This window comes from Pseudomonas sp. MOIL14HWK12:I1 (genome assembly GCF_000510705.1).
Lineage (GTDB): Bacteria > Pseudomonadota > Gammaproteobacteria > Pseudomonadales > Pseudomonadaceae > Chryseomonas > Chryseomonas oryzihabitans.
This window is the reverse complement of sequence record NZ_KI783309.1, coordinates 162,017-180,743: the sequence shown is the minus strand read 5'-3', so window position 1 is coordinate 180,743 and position 18,727 is coordinate 162,017. Positions and strand designations below refer to the sequence as shown.

Sequence of the window (18,727 nt, the reverse complement as noted above, 5' to 3'; positions counted from 1 at the left end):
GTATGCAATCACAGTCCAGGAGATCTCGATGGAGCTCGCCGACAAGCTGATCATTCTCGCCGATGCCGCCAAGTACGACGTGTCCTGCGCCAGCAGCGGCGCGCCCAAACGCAGCTCGAAGGGCAAGGACGGCCTGGGCTCGACCGATGGCATGGGCATCTGCCACAGCTTCACCCCGGATGGGCGTTGCGTAGCGTTGCTCAAGGTGCTGCTGACCAACTTCTGCCAGTACGACTGCCAGTACTGCGTCAATCGCCGCAGCAGCAACGTGCCGCGGGCGCGCTTCACGCCCGAGGAAGTGGTGCAGCTGACCCTCGACTTCTACCGGCGCAACGTCATCAGCGGACTGTTCCTCAGCTCCGGCATCATCCGCTCTTCCAACTACACCATGGAGCAGATGACCCGGGTCGCCCAGCTGTTGCGCGAGCAGCACCAGTTCCGCGGCTACATCCACCTCAAGACCATTCCCGACGCCGATCCCGAGATCATCGCCCAGGCGGGTCTCTATGCCGATCGCCTGTCGGTCAACATCGAGCTGCCCACCGAGAGCAGTCTGATCAAGCTGGCGCCGGAAAAGAACGGCAGCAGCATCCGCAAGACCATGGGCAACATCCGTCTGGGCCTGGAAGAAGCCGAGGCCGAAGCCAAGGCGCCGCGCTTCGCCCCGGCGGGCCAGAGCACCCAGATGATCGTGGGCGCCGATGCCACCGACGACCGCACCATTCTCGACACCGCCCAGACGCTGTACGGCGCCTATCGCCTCAAGCGGGTCTACTATTCGGCCTTCAGCCCCATCCCGGAAAGCCCGGGCACGGTGCCGCTGCAACCGCCGCCGCTGCTGCGCGAGCATCGCCTGTACCAGGCCGACTTCCTCATGCGTGGCTATGGCTTCCAAGCGGATGAGTTGCCCACCGAGGACGGCCAGCTGCCGCTGGACGTGGATCCCAAGCTGGCCTGGGCGCTGCACAATCGCGCCATCTTCCCGCTGGATCTCAATCGCGCCGACCAGGCGCTGATCGCCCGGGTACCCGGCATCGGCGTGCTCTCGGCCAAGCGGCTGGTGGAGCTCAGACGCGAGCGGCGCATCCGCTACGCCGACCTGATCCGCCTGAAATGCAGCGTGGAAAAGGCGCGCCCCTTCATCGTCACCCAGGACTATCGCCCGCAACCGCGCCTGGCCGAGTCCCTGGACCTGCGCCGGCAGCTCGCCGAACCGCCCGCCCAGCTCGCCCTGCTCTAGATGCAGAGAGTCGATTTCGACGGCACCTTCGCCGGCTGGCGCAAGGAGGCGCGGCGGCTGTTGCAGGCTGGTATCCCGCCGGCCCAGGTGAGCTGGCAGGAGAGTCGCGGCCTGGGCGATCTGTTCGACGAACCGGCCGAAGTCGTGGCGCCCCCGCCCAGCGGCGCCATACGCATCCCGCCGCAACTGGCCGAAGCCCTGACCTACGCCGCCTGCTTTCGCAGCGACGATCGCTGGGCGCTGCTTTACCAGGTGCTCTGGCGCGTCGCCCGCGGCGAACGGGCAGCCATGCTGGCCGGTGACGAAGACGGCAGCGAATTGCAGCGCCGGGTCAAGGCGATCCGCCGCGAGATCCACCATGTGCATGCCTTCCTGCGCTTTCGGCCGCGCGCGGAAAGCGCCGGTCCGCCGGCCTGGGTGGCCTGGCACCAGCCAGCCCACGACGTCCTGGCCCTGGCGGCGCCGCACTTCTGCGACCGCATGGGCAACAGCAGCTGGCTGATCGCGACTCCCGAAGCCGCTGCGCTCTGGGACGGTCAGGCGCTGCAACTGGTGGAGCCCTGCCCCGCCGAACTGCAACGCCTGGCCCGGCAGACGCCGGAAGACGACGACCGCAACGCCGGTGACGAACTCTGGCGCGCCTACTACCGCAGCACCTTCAATCCGGCGCGGGCCAATCCGCGCACCCTGAGGGGCAACATGCCGGCGCGTTTCTGGAAGGATCTGCCGGAAGGGCCGCTGATCCCGGCGCTGCTCAGCGAGGCGCGGGCCGGCGCCCAGCGCCTGGCCCAGGCCGAGGCCGTAGGTCGCCAGAGCGGTCGCGAGGTGCTGATCGCGGCCGAGCGCGCCCAGCCCGAACGCCCGCTGCCCACCACCCTCGACGAGTGCCGTCGCTGCGAACTCTGGGAAAAGGCCACCCAGCCGGTGGCCGGCGAAGGCCCGCGCACCGCGCGCATCCTGCTGCTGGGCGAACAGCCCGGCGATCAGGAGGACCTGGCGGGCCGGCCCTTCGTCGGCCCGGCCGGGCAGGTGCTGATGGCGGCGCTGGCCGAAGCCGGCCTCGAGCGCAGCGAGGTGTTCCTCACCAATGCGGTCAAGCACTTCAAGTGGATTCCCCAGGGCAGAAGACGCAAGCACGTCACCCCGGGACCGGAGATCGCCCCCTGCCGCTACTGGCTGGAGCAGGAATTGCGCGACATCCAGCCGACGGTCGTGGTGGCCCTGGGCTCGACCGCCCTGGAAGCCCTGCTCAAGCGCAAGCCGAGGGGTCTGGCGCAATTCATGGGACGACCCCTGCGACTGGACGAGCGCTGGATCATCGCCACCTATCACCCCTCCTACATCCTGCGCACCCCGGATGCCGAACAGCAGGACCAGGCGCGCCAGGCCCTGGTCGCCGCCCTGCGCGAGGCCAGGGCCCTGGCAGCCGGCAGCACAGCCGAAGGCTAGCGGAAGCGCTTGGGCGGCTCGTCGCCCATGTCCACCGAGAGGTTGCGGGTGATCTGATTGAGGTGATCGGCATCCGTTTCCGAACCCAGCTTGATCATCAGGCGCAGGTCGTTGGCGGAATCGGCGTGGGCCAGGGCGGCCTCGTAGGTGATCTCGCCATCGCGATAGAGCCCGTAGAGCGACTGGTCGAAGGTCTGCATGCCCAGCTCGCCGGACTTCTTCATCAGCGCCTTGAGTTCGTGCACCTCGCCCTTGCGAATCAGGTCGGCGACCAGCGGGGTGTTGAGCAGCACCTCGATCACCGCGCGGCGGCCCTGGCCATCGATGGTGGGCACCAGTTGCTGGGCGACGATGCCCTTGAGGTTGAGCGAGAGGTCCATCCAGGTCTGGCTGTGCCGATCGGCCGGGAAGAAGTGGATGATGCGGTCCAGCGCCTGGTTGGCGTTGTTGGCGTGCAGGGTGGCCAGGCACAGGTGGCCGGTCTCGGCGAAGGCCAGGGCGTGCTCCATGGTGTCCCGGCTGCGGATCTCGCCGATCATGATGACGTCCGGCGCCTGGCGCAGGGTGTTCTTCAGCGCCACCTCGAAGGACTCGGTATCGATGCCCACCTCACGCTGGGTGACGATGCAGCCCTGGTGCTGGTGGATGTACTCGATGGGGTCCTCGATGGAGATGATGTGCCCCGCCGAATTCTTGTTGCGGTGGCCGATCATGGCCGCCAGCGAGGTGGACTTGCCGGTGCCGGTGGCGCCGACGAAGATCACCAGGCCGCGCTTGGTCATGGCCAGCTTCTTGATGATCTCCGGCAGGCGCAGCTGCTCGACGGTGGGGATGTTGACCTCGATGCGGCGCAGCACCATGCCCACCAGGTTGCGCTGGTAGAAGGCGCTGACCCGGAAGCGGCCGATGCCGCGGGCGCTGATGGCGAAGTTGCACTCGCGCTTCTGTTGGAATTCCTGGCGCTGCTCGTCGTTCATTACCCCCAGCACCAGGGCCCGGCACTGCTCGGGCGTGAGCGAGTCCTTGGTGACCGGCGTCATGCGCCCGTTGATCTTCATCGAAGGGGGCACGCCGGTGGTGATGAAGAGGTCGGACGCCCCCTTGTCCACCATCAGCTGCAGGAACCTGTCGAAATCCATCAGAAATTCTCCGGCGTCTTGGCCTTCTCGCGGGCCGCGTCGCGGCTGATCAGGCCCTTGGCCAGGAGCGCCTTGAGGCACATGTCCAGGGTCTGCATGCCCAGGCCGCCACCGGTCTGGATCGAGGAATACATCTGCGCCACCTTGTCCTCGCGGATCAGGTTACGGATGGCCGGCGTGCCGATCATGATCTCGTGGGCCGCTACCCGGCCGCCGCCGACCTTCTTGAGCAGGGTCTGGGAAACCACCGCCTGCAGGGATTCGGACAACATGGAACGCACCATCGACTTCTCTTCCGCCGGAAAGACGTCCACCACCCGATCGATGGTCTTGGCCGCCGAGGTGGTGTGCAGGGTGCCGAACACCAGGTGCCCGGTCTCGGCCGCGGTCAGCGCCAGGCGGATGGTCTCCAGGTCGCGCAGCTCGCCCACCAGGATGATGTCCGGGTCTTCGCGCAGCGCCGAGCGCAGGGCCTCGGAGAAGCCCAGGGTGTCGCGGTGCACCTCGCGCTGGTTGACCAGGCACTTCTTGGATTCGTGGACGAATTCGATGGGATCCTCGATGGTGAGGATGTGGTGGTACTTGGTGTTGTTGAGGTAGTCGAGCATGGCCGCCAGGGTGGTGGACTTGCCCGAGCCGGTCGGCCCGGTCACCAGCACCAGGCCGCGCGGGACGTCGGTGATCTTCTTGAACACCTCGCCCATGCCGAGCTCTTCCATGCTCAGCACCTTGGATGGAATGGTCCGGAACACCGCGCCGGCACCGCGATTCTGGTTGAAGGCGTTGACCCGGAAGCGCGCCACACCCGGCACCTCGAAGGAGAAGTCGGTCTCCAGGAATTCCTCGAAGTCCTTGCGCTGCTTGTCGTTCATGATGTCATAGATCAGCGCGTGCACCTGCTTGTGCTCGAAGGCCGGCAGGTTGATGCGGCGCACGTCGCCGTCGACGCGGATCATCGGCGGCAGGCCGGCGGACAGGTGCAGGTCGGAGGCGCCTTGCCGCGCGGAAAAGGCCAGCAATTCGGTGATATCCATGGGACTCCCAGATGTCGAGCAAGCAGGTAGAATGCCGCGCAGCACTGGCGGTCTGACCTGGTCACCGCCACTCACTCATCCGGTACGCCGAGGCCTGCCGGATGCGCCGACGCAAGCAGGGGCTGAATGTCCACGATAGCCGAGAATAGCGCAACCGTACTCGAACGCATCGCCACCGCCAGCCGGACGGCAGGCCGCGATCCCGCGACTGTCGGCCTCCTGGCGGTGAGCAAGACCAAGCCCGCCGCCGCCTTGCGCGAGGCCGCCGTCGCCGGGCTACGCGACTTTGGCGAGAACTATCTGCAGGAGGCGCTGGACAAGCAGCCGGCGCTGGCCGACCTGCCCCTGGTGTGGCATTTCATCGGCCCCATCCAGTCCAACAAGACCCGCGCCATCGCCAGCCATTTCGACTGGGTGCATTCGGTGGATCGCCTGAAGATCGCCCAGCGCCTGGCCGAGCAGCGCCCGCCCGAGCGCGGCCCGCTGAACATCTGCCTGCAGGTCAACGTCAGCGGCGAAGCCAGCAAGTCCGGCTGCCACCCCGACGAGCTACCGGCCCTGGCCGCCGCGGTCAGCCGGTTGCCCAACCTGCGCCTGCGTGGCCTGATGGCCATCCCCGAACCCACCGACGACCCGGCCAGCCAGCGCGCCGCCTTCGCCCGGCTGCGCACCCTGAGCGAAGCCCTGAACCTGGGCCTGGACACCCTGTCCATGGGCATGAGCCAGGATCTGGAAGCCGCCATCGCCGAGGGCGCCACCTGGGTCCGCGTCGGTACCGCCCTCTTTGGCGCCCGCGACTACGGCGCCGCCTCTTCAACCTAGGAAGTCTCGATGAACGACACCCGCATCGCCTTCATCGGCGCCGGCAACATGGCCGGCGCCATCATCGGCGGCCTGCTCGCCCAGGGCGTGCCGGCCCGGCAGCTGAGCGCCAGCAATCGCAATCCGGCCAAGCGCGAAGCCCTGGCCCGGGAGCACGGCATCCGCGTCGAGGCCAGCAACAGCGCCGTGCTCGCCGACGCCGACGTGGTGGTGCTGGGGGTGAAGCCCCAGGTCATGGGCGAGGTCTGCCAGGAACTGGCCCCCCATCTGCGTCCGGACCAGCTGATCGTCTCGGTCGCCGCCGGCATCACCTGCGCCAGCCTGACCCGTTGGCTGGGCCCGCGCGCGCTGGTGCGCTGCATGCCGAACGTGCCCTCGCAGCTGCGCCTGGGCGCCAGCGGCCTGTTCGCCAATGACCAGGTCAGCGCCGAGCAGCGCGCCCGTGCCCAGGAGATCCTCGCCGCGGTCGGCCTGGCCCTGTGGGTCGAGGAAGAACAGCAGCTGGACGCGGTCACCGCCGTCTCCGGCAGCGGCCCGGCCTATTTCTTCCTGCTGATGGAAGCCATGACCCAGGCCGGCACCAAGCTCGGCCTGCCGGCCGAGGTCGCCCAGCAACTGACCCTGCACACCGCCCGCGGCGCCGCCGCCATGGCCTGCCAGGGTGACCGCAGCCCCGAACAATTGCGTCGTTCGGTGATGTCCCCCAAGGGCACCACCGAGCGCGCCATCGAAACCTTCCAAGCCGGGGCCTTCGAGGACCTGGTGGAAGAAGCCCTCACCGCCGCGGCCGACCGGGCTGCGGAACTGGCCCAGTTGCCGGATCGATAAGGAGTATCCATGTCCGCTCTCGCGCAAGCTCTCGTCTATGTCATCCAGACCCTCGGCAGTCTCTATCTGCTGATCATCCTGCTGCGCTTCATCCTGCAGCTGGTCCGGGCCGACTTCTACAATCCGCTGTCGCAATTCACCGTGCGCGCCACCCAGCCGCTGCTCAAGCCGGTGCGACGCATCATTCCCGGCTTCGGCGGCGTCGATCTGGCGGCCCTGGTGCTGGCCGTGCTGGTCCAGCTGGCGCTGATGATGGTCGTGGTGGTGCTGCTCGGCGCCAGCATCGGCGGCCTGTTCCCCGCCCTGCTGATCTGGGCCCTGCTCGGCGTGGCCTCGCTGTTCCTCAAGGTGTTCTTCTTTGCCCTGATCGTCAGCGTCATCCTCTCCTGGGTCGCGCCCCAGACCCACAATCCGGCCGCCGAACTGGTCAACCAGATCTGCGAGCCGCTGCTGGCACCCTTCCGCCGCATCCTGCCGAGCCTGGGCGGGCTGGATCTGTCGCCGATCTTCGCCTTCATCGTGATCAACCTGCTGGACCGCTTCGTCATCGGCCAGCTGGCCGCGGCCACCGGCATGCCGCAGATTCTCGCGCCCTTCCTCTGACGCACCACTCGCGCACCCGCCACGACCGCCCGCCGCGTCGTGGCGGAGGCGCCATTGACGTCCTCTGGACGCTGGGGCACCGTCCAGCCTTTGCTGTTCAGGTCAAGGAAGTCCCCTATGGAACGCCTGTTCCGCCACGTCGATGCCTATGCCGCGTGGAAAGCCGAACTCGACACCCAATTGGGCCGCTACCGCGACTGGTTGCAGCGTAATCGTCTGGCCTCCCCGGCCCTGGACGCCGCCCTGGCGACCTGCCAGAGCGAATTGCAGGCCGACGGCATCACCCTGGCCTTCGCCGGCGAGTTCTCCCGCGGCAAGACCGAACTGATCAACGCCCTCTTCTTCGCCGACTACGGCCAGCGCATGCTGCCGTCCCAGGCCGGGCGCACCACCATGTGCCCCACCGAGATCTTCTTCGACGCCGGGGCCGACGGCCCCTATCTGCAGCTGCTGCCCATCGACAGCCGCCTGGACGAACGCAGCCTGACCGCCTGGCGCAAGGCGCCCGAGGCCTGGCAGCGCTTCGCCCTGGACGACAGCCACGCGGACGCCATGGCCGCCCTGCTGGCCAAGGTCACCGAGACCCGCGAGGTGGAAACCGCCGTCGCCGTGCAACTGGGCTTCGATCCCGAGCAACTGGAACAACTCGACAGCGACGGCCTGGTCAGCATCCCGGCCTGGCGCCATGCGCTGATCAGCATCGATCATCCGCTGCTGCGCCAGGGCCTGCGCATCCTCGACACCCCCGGCCTCAACGCCCTGGGCGCCGAACCCGAGCTGACCCTGTCGCTGCTGCCCCACGCCCAGGCCGTGCTCTTTCTCATTGGTGCCGACACCGGCGTGACCGCCTCGGACCTCGCGCTCTGGGAGCAATGCGTCAAGCCGTCCCTGGGCGATGCCCCGGAGCGACTGTTCGCGGTGATGAACAAGATCGACAGCCTCTGGGACGACCTCGGCGGCGTCGCCCATGTCGCCCAGTCGCTGGAAAACGTCCGCCAGGCCAGCGCCCGGCAACTGGCGCTGCCGGCCGAGCACATCCTGCCGCTGTCGGCCAAGCAGGCCTTGCTGGGCAAGGTCCGCGGCGATCTGGAACTGCTCGCGCGCAGCCAGCTGGACAGCCTCGAACAGTTGCTCGCCGAACGCATCGTCGGCGCCCGCGAGCGCCTGCTGCAGCAGCGCATCGTGCAGCAGGCCAGTGGTCTGCTGGGTGCTAGCCGGACCCTGATCGAGCAGCGCCTGGAAGCCATTCGCGCCCAGTACGCGCAACTGGCCGACGAGGAATTGCCCGGTGCCGGCCTGGAATTGCAGACCGCGCGCACCCGCCAGGAATACGACCTCTATCACCGCCGCCTGCTGGATCTGCGCACCACCCAGAACATGCTGGCCGGGCAGCGCAAGCTGCTGACCGACCTGGTCGCGCCGGAACGCCTGGACGCCCATCTGGACACCGCGCGCCGGGAATTCCGCACCAGCCTGACCACCGTCGGCATCAACCAGTCCATCGCCCGCTTCTTCCGTGTGGTCGAGCATGACCTGCTGGCCCTGGACAACGAGGCCGACCGGGCCAACAAGGTGCTCGGCGCGGTCTACCAGCGGCACAATGTGGAGAATCCGCTGCACCCCCTGGAAGCGCCGCGGCTGCGCATCCGCCCCTATGTCCGCGAGCTGCGCCAGCTGCAACTCAAGACCGAGGAGGTCCAGCGACAGGTCAAGACCCTGCTCACCGAGCAGAGCGCCCTGGCCCGCCGCTTCTTCGCCACCGTGGCCCAGGAGGTCCAGGCCCTGCAGGAGGGCGCCCATGCCCAGGTGCTGCGCTGGAACGACGGCGCCCTGACCCCGCTGGTGCAGCACACTCGCGAGCAGAAGCAGCTGCTGGAAACCAGCATGCTGGCGCTCAAGCAGCTCACCCAGCAGAACCTCAACAGCCAGGAGCAGGTGCGCCGCCTGCAGGTGCACGAGGACGTCCTGCATCGGCAGCTCAGCGAGGTCAGCGACATGCTCAAGCAGATCAGCCGGCCGGCCCCTTCCCAGCGCCACGACAACGTGGTCGCCCTGCCGCTGGCACGGGTCGGCTAGCCCCACCCGCCACCCGAGGCGCGGCCCCTGGCCGCCGCGCCACGGCTGCCCTTGCCGCTCCTGGCGACGCTCTTTAGACTGGCGAGCCCCGCCCCGGACGAGCCGTCAATGCCCAGCGTCATTCCCGAAGATTCCGTCGGCCTGGTCACCCCCGAGCTGCTGCACTTCAACGAGCCCCTGGCCCTGGCCTGTGGCCGCACCCTGCCGGCCTACGACCTGATGGTCGAGACCTATGGCGAACTCAACGCCAGCCGCAGCAACGCCGTGCTGATCTGCCACGCGCTCTCCGGCCATCACCACGCGGCCGGCTACCACAGCCTGGACGACCGCAAGCCGGGCTGGTGGGACAGCTGCATCGGTCCGGGCAAGCCCATCGACACCCGCAAGTTCTTCGTCGTCGCCCTCAACAACCTTGGCGGCTGCAACGGCTCCACCGGTCCCAGCAGTCCCAATCCCGACACCGGCCGCGCCTATGGCGCGGACTTTCCGGTGCTGACCGTGGAAGACTGGGTCAACAGCCAGGCGCGGCTGGCCGATCGTCTGGGAATCGCGCAGTGGGCGGCGGTGATCGGCGGCAGCCTGGGTGGCATGCAGGCGCTGCAGTGGACCATCAGCTATCCCGAGCGCATCCGCCACTGCCTGGCCATCGCCTCGGCACCCAAGCTGTCGGCGGAAAACATCGCCTTCAACGAGGTGGCGCGCCAGGCCATCCTCTCGGACCCGGACTTCCACGCCGGGCACTTCCAGGAAAAGGGCGTGATCCCCAAGCGCGGCCTGATGCTGGCGCGCATGGTCGGCCACATCACCTACCTGTCCGACGAGGCCATGGGCGAGAAATTCGGTCGCGAACTCAAGACCGACCAGCTCAACTACGACTTCCACAGCGTCGAATTCCAGGTGGAGAGCTACCTGCGCTACCAGGGTGAGGAATTCTCCGGCCGCTTCGACGCCAACACCTACCTGCTGATGACCAAGGCGCTGGACTACTTCGATCCGGCCCACGCCCATGGCGGCGACCTGGCCAAGACCCTGGCCGGGGTGCAGGCGCGCTTCCTGATCGTCTCCTTCACCACCGACTGGCGCTTCTCGCCGGCGCGCTCCAAGGAGATCGTCAACGCTCTGATGGCCGCGCGCAAGGACGTCAGCTACCTGGAGGTCGACGCCCCCCAGGGTCACGACGCCTTCCTCATCCCCATCCCGCGCTATCTGCAGGCCTTCTCCCACTACATGACCCGCATCGAGGTATAGCTGCCGTGCGCGCCGATCTGGACATCATTCAGGAATGGATCCCCGCCGGCAGCCGGGTCCTCGACCTCGGTTGCGGCACCGGCGAGTTGCTCGCCTGGCTGCGCGATCACAAGCAGGTCACCGGCTACGGCCTGGAGATCGACCCGGACAAGATCGCCGAATGCCTGCTCAAGGACGTCAACGTCATCGAGCAGGATCTCGACGGCGGCCTGGCCAACTTCGCCAGCGACAGCTTCGACGTGGTGGTCATGACCCAGTCGCTGCAGGCCATGCAGTACCCCGATCGCATCCTCCAGGAGATGCTCAGGGTCGGTCGCCAGTGCATCATCACCTTTCCCAACTTCGGTCACTGGCGCTGCCGGCTGTACCTGGGCGGCCGGGGGCGGATGCCGGTCTCCGACTTCCTGCCCTACACCTGGTACAACACGCCGAACATCCACTTCTGCACCTTCGAGGACTTCGAGCGCCTCTGCCGCGAACAGCGCGCCCAGGTGCTGGATCGCCTCGCTGTGGATCGCCTGCATCGTCATGGCTGGGCCAGCAAGCTGTGGCCCAACCTGCTCGGCGAGATCGGCATCTACCGGGTCAGCGCGCCGCGCCTGCAGGAGCATCGCGTCGCGATATGACGTAAGGCACGGGGGGCGCATCCAGCCCGGGCACGGCTTCGCGTACAATACGCCGCCCTTCTCAACGCGACGCGGAGTCTCCCATGTCCGACCTTACCGAACTGGTGCTCGCCAGCCACAACGCCGGCAAGCTCAAGGAACTCCAGGCCATGCTCGGCGACCGGGTGCGGGTGCGCTCGGTAGGTGAATTCAGCCAGGTGGAGCCCGAGGAAACCGGGCTGTCCTTTGTCGAGAACGCCATCCTCAAGGCACGCAACGCGGCGCGGCTGTCCGGTCTGCCGGCCCTGGCCGACGATTCGGGCCTGGCGGTGGACGCCCTCGGCGGCGCCCCCGGCATCTATTCCGCGCGCTACGCCGACGGCCAGGGCGATGCGGCCAACAACGCCAAGCTGCTCGAGGCCTTGAAAGAGGTGCCCGACGCCGAGCGCACCGGCCAATTCGTCTGCGTGCTGGCGCTGGTGCGTCACGCCGACGATCCGCTACCGGTCCTCTGCGAAGGCCGCTGGCCCGGGCGCATCTTGCATGCCGCCCAGGGCGAGCATGGCTTCGGCTACGATCCGCTGTTCCAGCCCGATGGCGAAGCGGTCTCCGCAGCCGAACTGGCGCCGGCGGAAAAGAACCAGCGCAGCCATCGCGCCCGCGCCATGGCCCAGCTCAAGCAACGGCTCGGCCTGTGACCCAGGTGTTCGCCCTGCCGCCACTGGCGCTCTACGTCCACATCCCCTGGTGCGTGCGCAAGTGCCCCTATTGCGACTTCAACTCCCACGCGGCCGGTCCGAGCCTGCCGGAAGCGGATTACGTCGACGCCTTGCTGGCGGATCTGGACAGGGACCTGGTGCACGTCCATGGCCGCCCGCTGACCTCGATCTTCTTTGGCGGCGGCACGCCCAGTCTGTTTTCCGCCGAGGCCCTGGGGCGCCTGCTGGACGGCGTGGCCCGGCGCCTGAGCTTCGCGCCGGACATCGAGATCACCCTGGAAGCCAACCCCGGCACCTTCGAGCAGGCCAAGTTCGTCGCCTATCGCGGCCTGGGCATCAATCGGCTGTCGATCGGCATCCAGAGTTTCCAGGACGCCAAGCTCAAGGCCCTGGGGCGTATCCACGGGCGCGAGGAAGCCATCCGCGCCGCCGACCGGGCGCGCGCCGCCGGTTTCGACAACTTCAACCTGGACCTCATGCACGGCCTGCCCGAGCAAAGCGTGGCCGATGCCCTCGGTGATCTGGAGCAGGCCATCGCCCTGGCGCCCACGCACCTGTCCTGGTACCAGCTGACCATGGAGCCCAACACGGTGTTCTGGAGCCAGCCGCCGGAGCTGCCCGAAGACGACACCCTCTGGGACATCCAGGAAGCCGGCCAGGCGCGGCTGGCGGCCGCCGGCTACGGGCAATACGAGACCTCCGCCTATGCCCAGCCCGGGCGCCAGGCGCGGCACAATCTCAACTACTGGGGCTTCGGCGACTTCCTCGGCATCGGTGCCGGCGCCCACGCCAAGCTCAGCGCGCCGGACGGTACCCTGCTGCGCACCTGGAAGACCCGCCTGCCCAAGGACTACCTGGATCCGGCCAAGGCCTTCCAGGCCGGCGCGAAAGCTCTGGAGCCGGCCGATCTGCCCTTCGATTTCATGATGAACGCCCTGCGCCTGATCGACGGGGTGCCCGCCGCCTGGTATCCGCAGCGGACCGGTCAGTCGCTGGACAGCCTGGCGCCGGCGCTGGCCGCGGCGCGCCGCGCCGGCCTGCTGGCCGAGGACGAAGAGCGCCTGCGCCCCACCGCCCGCGGCCAGCTGTTCCTGAACGACCTCTTGCAATCCTTTCTGCCTGACTGACGAGGAGCTCTGCCTTGGACTTCGTACTCGACCATATCGCCGACCTCTCCCGCTGGAGTCGCAGCCACCTGGACGAGGTGGCCCTGGCGGTCACCGCCACCCTGCTGGTGCTGTTCGGCAGCCAGGTCAACGCCTTCATCCAGGCGCGCCTGGGGAGCCTGCCGACCGCCGTCCGGGTCCCGGCCTTCGCCCTGGCCTGCCTGGCCATCTATGGCGCCGCCATGACCTTCCTGACCCCCTGGGTGGTCAAGGGCCTGGCGCAGTTCAACAACTACGCCCTGGCCCCGGTGCTGCTGATCGGCGTCTGCCTGCTGGGCGTGCTGGCCGAGCGGCGCGGCTAGCGGTCGGCGGCGCGGATAGCGTCCAGCAGGCACTCCAGGGATTGCGGGCGCCCCAGCAGGAAGCCCTGGAAGGTGTCCACGCCCAGGTCCTTGAGCAATTCGAACTGGGCCTGGGTTTCCACCCCTTCGGCGACGATCTGCATGTCCAGTGCGCGGCACAGGCTGACGATGCCGGCCAGCAACTGCCGGGATCTGTCGTCGGCGTCCACCGCCAGCAGAAAGCTGCGGTCGATCTTGATGGTGTCGAAGGGCAAGCGGTGCAGATAGCCCAGCGACGAATAGCCGGTGCCGAAGTCATCCATCGCCACCCGAAAGCCCTGCTCGCGCAACAGGGCCAGGCGCCGCTCCGGGGTGCCCTTCTGCAGGAACACCGACTCGGTCACCTCCAGCTCCAGGGCCCTGGGCGCGATAGCGAATTCGGCGCAGGCCGCCGCCAGGACTTCGACCAGTTCATCATCGGCCACCTGCAGCGGCGAGATGTTGACCGCCACCGGGATCTGCAGGCCGGCGTCCTGCAGGGCCCGGGCGCAACCGGCCGCGCGGCGGATGGCCAGGCGCCCGAGGGCCGAGGCCATGCCGTTCTGCTCGGCCAGGGCGACGAAGACATTGGGCGGCACGGCGCCGACGCCCGGACAATTCCAGCGCGCCAGCAACTCGGCGCTGATCATGCGCTGACGGGCATCGAACTTGGGCTGCAGCACGAAGGTGATCAGCTCGGCCTCGATGGCGCCATGCAGATGGGCCAGCAGGGTCACCTTGCTGCGCGCCTCGCTGGTCAGCTGCGGATCGTAGCAGCGCACCCGGCTCTTGCCGGCCGCCTTGGCCGCGTACATGGCGGCATCGGCGTTGCGCAGCAGGGTCTCCACATCCAGCCCCTCTTCGGGCGCCAGACTCAGGCCGATGCTGGCCGATACGCGGATATCGTGGCCGGCGATGCATTGCTGGCGCCCCACCGCCTGCACCAGTTGCTCGGCCACCTGGCGGGCCTGGTCACGATCGCTCACGTCCAGCAGCGCAACGAATTCATCGCCACCCCAGCGCGCCAGCACCTCGCCGGCGCCCAGCACCTGGCGCAACTCCCGCACCAGGGCGCAGAGCAACTCGTCACCGGCCGCATGGCCCAGGGAGTCGTTGACCTCCTTGAAGCCATCGACATCGATGAACAGCACCGCCAGGTTGCCGGTCTCCTCCAGCTTCTGCAGGCGCGTCTCGAAAGCCTGGTAGAAGGAGGTCCGGTTGGGCAGCTGGGTCAGGGCATCGCTCAGGGCCATGCGTTCCAGGGCCTGCTCGGCGCGCTTGCGCTCGGTGATGTCCCTCAGGCTGGCGACCACATAGCCTTCGCGATCCGCCTCGCCGGCAAAGCGACTCAGGCTGATCTCCACCGGCGTGACGCGCTTGGCGGAGACGTGGAACTGGGCTTCGCACAGGGCATAGCCGTCGCGCTCGAAGGTGCGGATAGCCGCCTCGGGCAACTTGATGTAGTGCGACAGGTACTGGCCGCTGACACTGCGCTCCGCGCTGAGCATCAGGGCGCGCAGGGCGTCATTGGCTTCGATGATCTGACCGCTTTCGGTCAGCACGGCCATGGCGTCGCGGCAGAGGGCGAAGGCCGAGGCGATGAGGTGGAGCGAGCGTTCGGTGCGCTGCCGGGCGCTGCGTTCGACTTCGAGCCAACGCCGTACGGCGTGCAATTCGGCCGCCGGCGAGTCGGGGCGTACCAGGTCCGTCATCGGATCCGGCCTGCACGAAGGGCGGCGCGGAGCCGGTTGGCTTTCTCGGGAAGGGCTGACATCCAGATGTCTCTGTGAATTCGACTGCAACCGCCATCACAGCAGGGCAATTGGCCATCATGCCAATTGCCCTTCGGCAGCTCAAGTTCGATTCGTCAGAGATACACGGTCAGCTCTGGCGTTCGAACTTGAGATCCCAGACCCCATGCCCCAGGCGTTCGCCACGGCGCTCGAACTTGGTGATGGGTCTTTCCTCGGGGCGCGGCACATAGCCCGAGGCGTCGCCGAGATTACGGTAACCCGGGGCGGCGTTCATGATCTCGAGCATGTGTTCGGCATAGGCCTGCCAGTCGGTGGCCATGTGCAGCACCCCGCCGACCTTGAGCTTCTGCCTGACCAGCTCGGCGAAGGCCGGCTGAACGATACGGCGCTTGTGGTGGCGGCTCTTGTGCCAGGGATCGGGAAAGAACAGCAGCACCCGGTCCAGGCTGGCATCGGCCACGCACTGGCGCAGCACCTCCAGGGCATCGCAGCTGTAGACCCGCAGATTGGTCAGTCCCTGGGTCATGGCACCGTTGAGCAGCGCGCCCACGCCCGGGCGATGCACCTCGACGCCGATGAAATCCTGCTCCGGCGCGGCGGCGGCCATTTCCAGCGTGGAATGGCCCATGCCGAAGCCGATCTCGAAGGTGCGCGACGCCTGGCGCCCGAACACCTGGTCGAAATCCCGCAGGCCGTCGGTCAGCTCCAGACCGAAGCGCGGCCAACCCTGGTCGAGACCGCGTTGCTGGCCTTCGGTCATGCGGCCGGCGCGCATCACGAAGCTCTTGATGGTGCGCCGGGGGCGGTCGGAGGTCTGGTCGTCTTGATGATCGGTCATGGCGTTATCGATAGTGGGAAAAAGAGACGCCCGGCAGAGGCCGGGCGCGTGACGGAGGGCGCCAGGTCCTAGTTGACCAGGCCATCCAGCGGCGAAGACGCCGTGGCATAGAGCTTGCGCGGCATGCGCCCGGCCAGATAGGCCAGGCGACCGGCGACGATGGCGTGCTTCATGGCTTCGGCCATCAGCACCGGCTCGCGGGCATGGGCGATGGCGCTGTTCATCAGCACCGCTTCGCAGCCCAGCTCCATGGCGATAGTGGCGTCGGAGGCGGTACCCACCCCGGCATCCACCAGCACCGGCACCTTGGCCTCTTCGAGGATGATGCGCAGGTTGTAGGGATTGCAGATGCCCAGACCCGAGCCGATCAGACCGGCCAGCGGCATGACGGCGATGCAGCCGATGGCTTCCAGCTGGCGGGCGACGATGGGGTCGTCGCTGGTGTAGACCATGACGTCGAAGCCGTCGGCGACCAGGGTTTCGGCGGCCTTGAGGGTCTCGATGACATTGGGGAACAGGGTCTTCTGGTCGGCCAGGACTTCCAGCTTGACCAGGTTGTGGCCATCGAGCAGCTCGCGCGCCAGGCGGCAGGTGCGCACCGCTTCCACCGCGTCATAGCAGCCGGCGGTGTTGGGCAGGATGGTGTAGCGCTCGGGCGGGATCACGTCGAGCAGATTGGGCTCGCCGGGCGTCTGGCCGATGTTGGTGCGGCGCACCGCCACGGTGACGATCTCGGCGCCGGAGGCCTCGATGGCCACGCGGGTCTCTTCGAGGTCACGATACTTGCCGGTACCGACCAGCAGGCGCGAGGCATAGGTACGCCCGGCCAGGGTGAAGGGAGTGTCTTTCATCTGGATTCCTCTTTCGCGGCTAGCCGCCGCCGATGGCGTGGACCACTTCCAGCCGGTCGCCGTCCGCCAGGGCGGTGGTGGCGTGCTGGCTGCGCGGCACGATGTCGAGGTTGCGTTCCACCGCCACTCGCCGTCCGGTCAGGTCGAGACGCACGAGCAGGTCGGCGACGGTGGCACCGTCCGGCAATTCAAGGGATTCGCCGTTCAACAGGATCTGCATGGCAAAGGCATCGTCACGGGGTGAGCCGGCATTCTACGCCGGTCGGGCGTTCATTGCAGCGGCGCCGGGCCGGGAACGACGGCCAGCGCGCGCTCAGAGGCTGCTCAGACGCCAGGCGAGGATGGCCAGGCAGGCCCAGCCGGCTAGAAAGCACAGGCCGCCGAAGGGAGTGATGATGCCCAGCCGCGAGAAGCCGGTCAGCGTCAGCAGATAGAGGCTGCCGGAAAACAGCAGGATGCCGGCGATGAAGAAGCTACCGGCCCAGGCCACCAGGCGCCCCTGGAAGTGCAGCGACAGCAGGGCGACGCCAAACAGCGCCAGGGCATGGATGAGCTGATAGAGCACGCCGGTCTGGAACACCGCGAGGTAGTCGGCGGTGAGCCGGCCCTTGAGTCCGTGGGCGGCGAAGGCGCCGAGTCCGACACCGGTTAAGCCGGCCAGGGCCGCGAACAGCAGGAAGAAACGCAACATGGGTTTTACCGGGCGATGGGAGAGAAGCGCTGGTTATAATGGCCCGCTAACCGCCAAAGACCAAGCCGATGCTGCTCACCCTCCTCCGCCGTCTCCTGCGTATCGCCCTCTGGTTCGCCGCCCTCAGCGCCGCCCTGGTGCTGATCCTGCGCTGGGTCCCGCCGCCGGGCAGCATGCTGATGGTGGAGCGCAAGGTCGAATCCTGGATCGACGGCAAGCTCATCGATCTGCAGCGCGACTGGCGGCCCTGGAAGGAACTGCCGGAAGATCTCAAGATGGCGGTGATCGCCGGTGAAGACCAGCACTTCGCCGAGCACTGGGGCTTCGACATGGCGGCGATCCGCCAGGCCTTCAGCCACAATGAAGCCGGCGGCTCCCTGCGCGGCGCCAGCACCATCAGCCAGCAGACCGCCAAGAATCTCTTTCTCTGGAGCGGCCGCAGCTATCTGCGCAAGGCCTTCGAAGCCTGGTTCACCGTGCTGCTGGAAACCTTCTGGTCCAAGCAGCGCATTCTCGAGGTCTATCTCAACAGCGTGGAATGGGACGACGGCGTGTTCGGCGCCGAGGCCGCGGCCCGCCACCATTTCGGCATAGGCGCGCCCTATCTCTCTGACCGCCAGGCCAGCCTGCTGGCCGCGGTGCTGCCCAATCCTCGCGAATGGAGCCCGAGCCGCCCCAGCGCCTACGTCGCCGAACGCGCCGCCTGGATCCGCCAGCAGGAACGCCAGCTGGGCGGCAGCGACTACCTGCGGCGAATGACCGGGCAATGAACCAGGGGCAAATTCAGCAGGGATCGCCGGCGGATTTCGACCGCCTGCTAGAGGTCTGGGAAGAGGCGGTCCGGGCAACTCATGATTTTCTCGATGAAGCGGACATCGATCCGTTGCGCCGCCTGGTTCGCGACTACGCGCTGCCGGCAGTGGACTTGCGGGTCTACCGCGATGGCCAGGGCGTCATCCAAGGCTTCGCCGGTACCGACGGCGACCGCCTGGAGATGTTGTTCGTGTCCAACGCGGTCCGGGGCACCGGTATAGGGCGGCAATTGGTGGAGCAGGTCATCATTGAGCGGGGCATCCGCCACGTCGACGTCAACGAGCAAAATCCCCAGGCCCTGGGATTCTATCGGCACCTTGGTTTCGAGCAGGTGGGCCGCTCTCCACTGGACGGCCAGGGCCGGCCCTTTCCGCTGTTGCACCTGCGCCTGACTGAGGCCTAGCAAAGCAAGCGCTGAATCCCCTCCTCGACCCGGGCTCCCGGAGCTGGAGCGTTCGCGGCTCGAGAAGGCTGTGAAATTTGCTGCCCTGGCAGACACTTGGGCAGCATTCTTGGGATCACGACCATAAA

General features: G+C 67.6%; 20 protein-coding genes. 13 read left to right on the top strand and 7 right to left on the bottom strand.

Annotated features, from left to right (window positions below; translation table 11 throughout):
- Positions 1–28: 28 nt before the first annotated feature.
- Both PSEK12I1_RS0121950 and PSEK12I1_RS0121945 read left to right on the top strand, forming a co-directional pair.
- Positions 29–1,240 carry a putative DNA modification/repair radical SAM protein gene (locus tag PSEK12I1_RS0121950; protein ID WP_027602931.1) on the top strand — a complete coding sequence of 404 codons (1,212 nt, stop codon included), beginning with the start codon at positions 29–31 and terminating at the stop codon, positions 1,238–1,240.
- A complete protein-coding gene (locus PSEK12I1_RS0121945) occupies positions 1,241–2,689 on the top strand; it encodes a UdgX family uracil-DNA binding protein (protein ID WP_027602930.1) in 1,449 nt (482 codons plus the stop codon).
- Here PSEK12I1_RS0121945 and PSEK12I1_RS0121940 read toward each other — a convergent pair.
- Both PSEK12I1_RS0121940 and pilT read right to left on the bottom strand, forming a co-directional pair.
- A complete protein-coding gene (locus PSEK12I1_RS0121940) occupies positions 2,686–3,828 on the bottom strand; it encodes a PilT/PilU family type 4a pilus ATPase (RefSeq protein WP_007161667.1) in 1,143 nt (380 codons plus the stop codon). The genes PSEK12I1_RS0121945 and PSEK12I1_RS0121940 overlap by 4 nt on opposite strands.
- Positions 3,828–4,862 (bottom strand): type IV pilus twitching motility protein PilT, encoded by a 1,035-nt coding sequence (gene pilT / locus PSEK12I1_RS0121935; protein ID WP_007161666.1) that lies wholly within the window; start codon positions 4,860–4,862, stop codon positions 3,828–3,830. The genes PSEK12I1_RS0121940 and pilT overlap by 1 nt, the downstream gene beginning before the upstream one ends.
- A gap of 126 nt (positions 4,863–4,988) precedes the next feature.
- On the opposite strand from pilT, the gene PSEK12I1_RS0121930 reads away from it, so the two are divergent.
- The 9 genes from PSEK12I1_RS0121930 (at position 4,989) to PSEK12I1_RS0121890 (ending at position 13,231) form a co-directional block, all read left to right on the top strand.
- Positions 4,989–5,684 (top strand): YggS family pyridoxal phosphate-dependent enzyme, encoded by a 696-nt coding sequence (locus PSEK12I1_RS0121930; protein ID WP_027602929.1) that lies wholly within the window; start codon positions 4,989–4,991, stop codon positions 5,682–5,684.
- A gap of 9 nt (positions 5,685–5,693) precedes the next feature.
- Positions 5,694–6,512, top strand: a complete 819-nt coding sequence (gene proC / locus PSEK12I1_RS0121925; RefSeq protein ID WP_027602928.1) for a pyrroline-5-carboxylate reductase — start codon at positions 5,694–5,696, stop codon at positions 6,510–6,512.
- A 9-nt stretch (positions 6,513–6,521) separates the two neighbouring features.
- Positions 6,522–7,115: a YggT family protein gene (locus tag PSEK12I1_RS0121920; protein ID WP_007161663.1), complete on the top strand. Its 594-nt coding sequence runs from the start codon at positions 6,522–6,524 to the stop codon at positions 7,113–7,115.
- Positions 7,116–7,232: 117 nt separating this feature from the next.
- The gene (locus PSEK12I1_RS0121915; protein ID WP_027602927.1) at positions 7,233–9,191 is read left to right on the top strand and encodes a dynamin family protein; all 1,959 of its coding nucleotides are present in this window, start codon (positions 7,233–7,235) and stop codon (positions 9,189–9,191) included.
- Between the two features lie 108 nt (positions 9,192–9,299).
- Positions 9,300–10,439 (top strand): homoserine O-acetyltransferase, encoded by a 1,140-nt coding sequence (locus tag PSEK12I1_RS0121910; RefSeq protein WP_007161661.1) that lies wholly within the window; start codon positions 9,300–9,302, stop codon positions 10,437–10,439.
- Between the two features lie 5 nt (positions 10,440–10,444).
- Positions 10,445–11,065, top strand: coding sequence for a methionine biosynthesis protein MetW (gene metW, locus PSEK12I1_RS0121905; protein ID WP_007161660.1), 621 nt, complete (start codon positions 10,445–10,447; stop codon positions 11,063–11,065).
- A gap of 83 nt (positions 11,066–11,148) precedes the next feature.
- The gene (rdgB, locus tag PSEK12I1_RS0121900) at positions 11,149–11,742 is read left to right on the top strand and encodes an RdgB/HAM1 family non-canonical purine NTP pyrophosphatase (RefSeq protein ID WP_027602926.1); all 594 of its coding nucleotides are present in this window, start codon (positions 11,149–11,151) and stop codon (positions 11,740–11,742) included.
- Positions 11,739–12,890: a radical SAM family heme chaperone HemW gene (hemW, locus tag PSEK12I1_RS0121895; RefSeq protein WP_027602925.1), complete on the top strand. Its 1,152-nt coding sequence runs from the start codon at positions 11,739–11,741 to the stop codon at positions 12,888–12,890. The genes rdgB and hemW overlap by 4 nt, the downstream gene beginning before the upstream one ends.
- Positions 12,891–12,904: 14 nt before the next feature.
- Positions 12,905–13,231, top strand: a complete 327-nt coding sequence (locus PSEK12I1_RS0121890; RefSeq protein ID WP_007161657.1) for a DUF3392 family protein — start codon at positions 12,905–12,907, stop codon at positions 13,229–13,231.
- Here the strand turns inward: PSEK12I1_RS0121890 and PSEK12I1_RS0121885 are convergent.
- From PSEK12I1_RS0121885 to PSEK12I1_RS0121865, 5 genes are all read right to left on the bottom strand, one after another.
- On the bottom strand, positions 13,228–14,961 hold the full coding sequence (locus PSEK12I1_RS0121885) for a bifunctional diguanylate cyclase/phosphodiesterase (protein ID WP_027598890.1): 1,734 nt from the start codon (positions 14,959–14,961) through the stop codon (positions 13,228–13,230). The two genes, PSEK12I1_RS0121890 and PSEK12I1_RS0121885, sit on opposite strands and share 4 nt — an antisense overlap.
- A gap of 169 nt (positions 14,962–15,130) precedes the next feature.
- The gene (gene trmB, locus PSEK12I1_RS0121880; RefSeq protein ID WP_027602924.1) at positions 15,131–15,841 is read right to left on the bottom strand and encodes a tRNA (guanosine(46)-N7)-methyltransferase TrmB; all 711 of its coding nucleotides are present in this window, start codon (positions 15,839–15,841) and stop codon (positions 15,131–15,133) included.
- A gap of 68 nt (positions 15,842–15,909) precedes the next feature.
- Positions 15,910–16,692 carry a thiazole synthase gene (locus PSEK12I1_RS0121875; RefSeq protein WP_027602923.1) on the bottom strand — a complete coding sequence of 261 codons (783 nt, stop codon included), beginning with the start codon at positions 16,690–16,692 and terminating at the stop codon, positions 15,910–15,912.
- Between the two features lie 19 nt (positions 16,693–16,711).
- Complete coding sequence (gene thiS, locus PSEK12I1_RS0121870) at positions 16,712–16,912, bottom strand: sulfur carrier protein ThiS (protein WP_007161653.1); 201 nt, start codon at positions 16,910–16,912, stop codon at positions 16,712–16,714.
- A 93-nt stretch (positions 16,913–17,005) separates the two neighbouring features.
- Positions 17,006–17,383, bottom strand: coding sequence for a DUF423 domain-containing protein (locus PSEK12I1_RS0121865; protein ID WP_027602922.1), 378 nt, complete (start codon positions 17,381–17,383; stop codon positions 17,006–17,008).
- Positions 17,384–17,451: 68 nt separating this feature from the next.
- Between PSEK12I1_RS0121865 and mtgA the strand changes: the two genes are divergently transcribed.
- Both mtgA and PSEK12I1_RS0121855 read left to right on the top strand, forming a co-directional pair.
- A complete protein-coding gene (gene mtgA, locus PSEK12I1_RS0121860; RefSeq protein ID WP_027602921.1) occupies positions 17,452–18,153 on the top strand; it encodes a monofunctional biosynthetic peptidoglycan transglycosylase in 702 nt (233 codons plus the stop codon).
- Positions 18,150–18,599 carry a GNAT family N-acetyltransferase gene (locus PSEK12I1_RS0121855; RefSeq protein ID WP_027602920.1) on the top strand — a complete coding sequence of 150 codons (450 nt, stop codon included), beginning with the start codon at positions 18,150–18,152 and terminating at the stop codon, positions 18,597–18,599. Before mtgA ends, PSEK12I1_RS0121855 begins: the two co-directional genes overlap by 4 nt.
- Positions 18,600–18,727 lie beyond the last annotated feature (128 nt).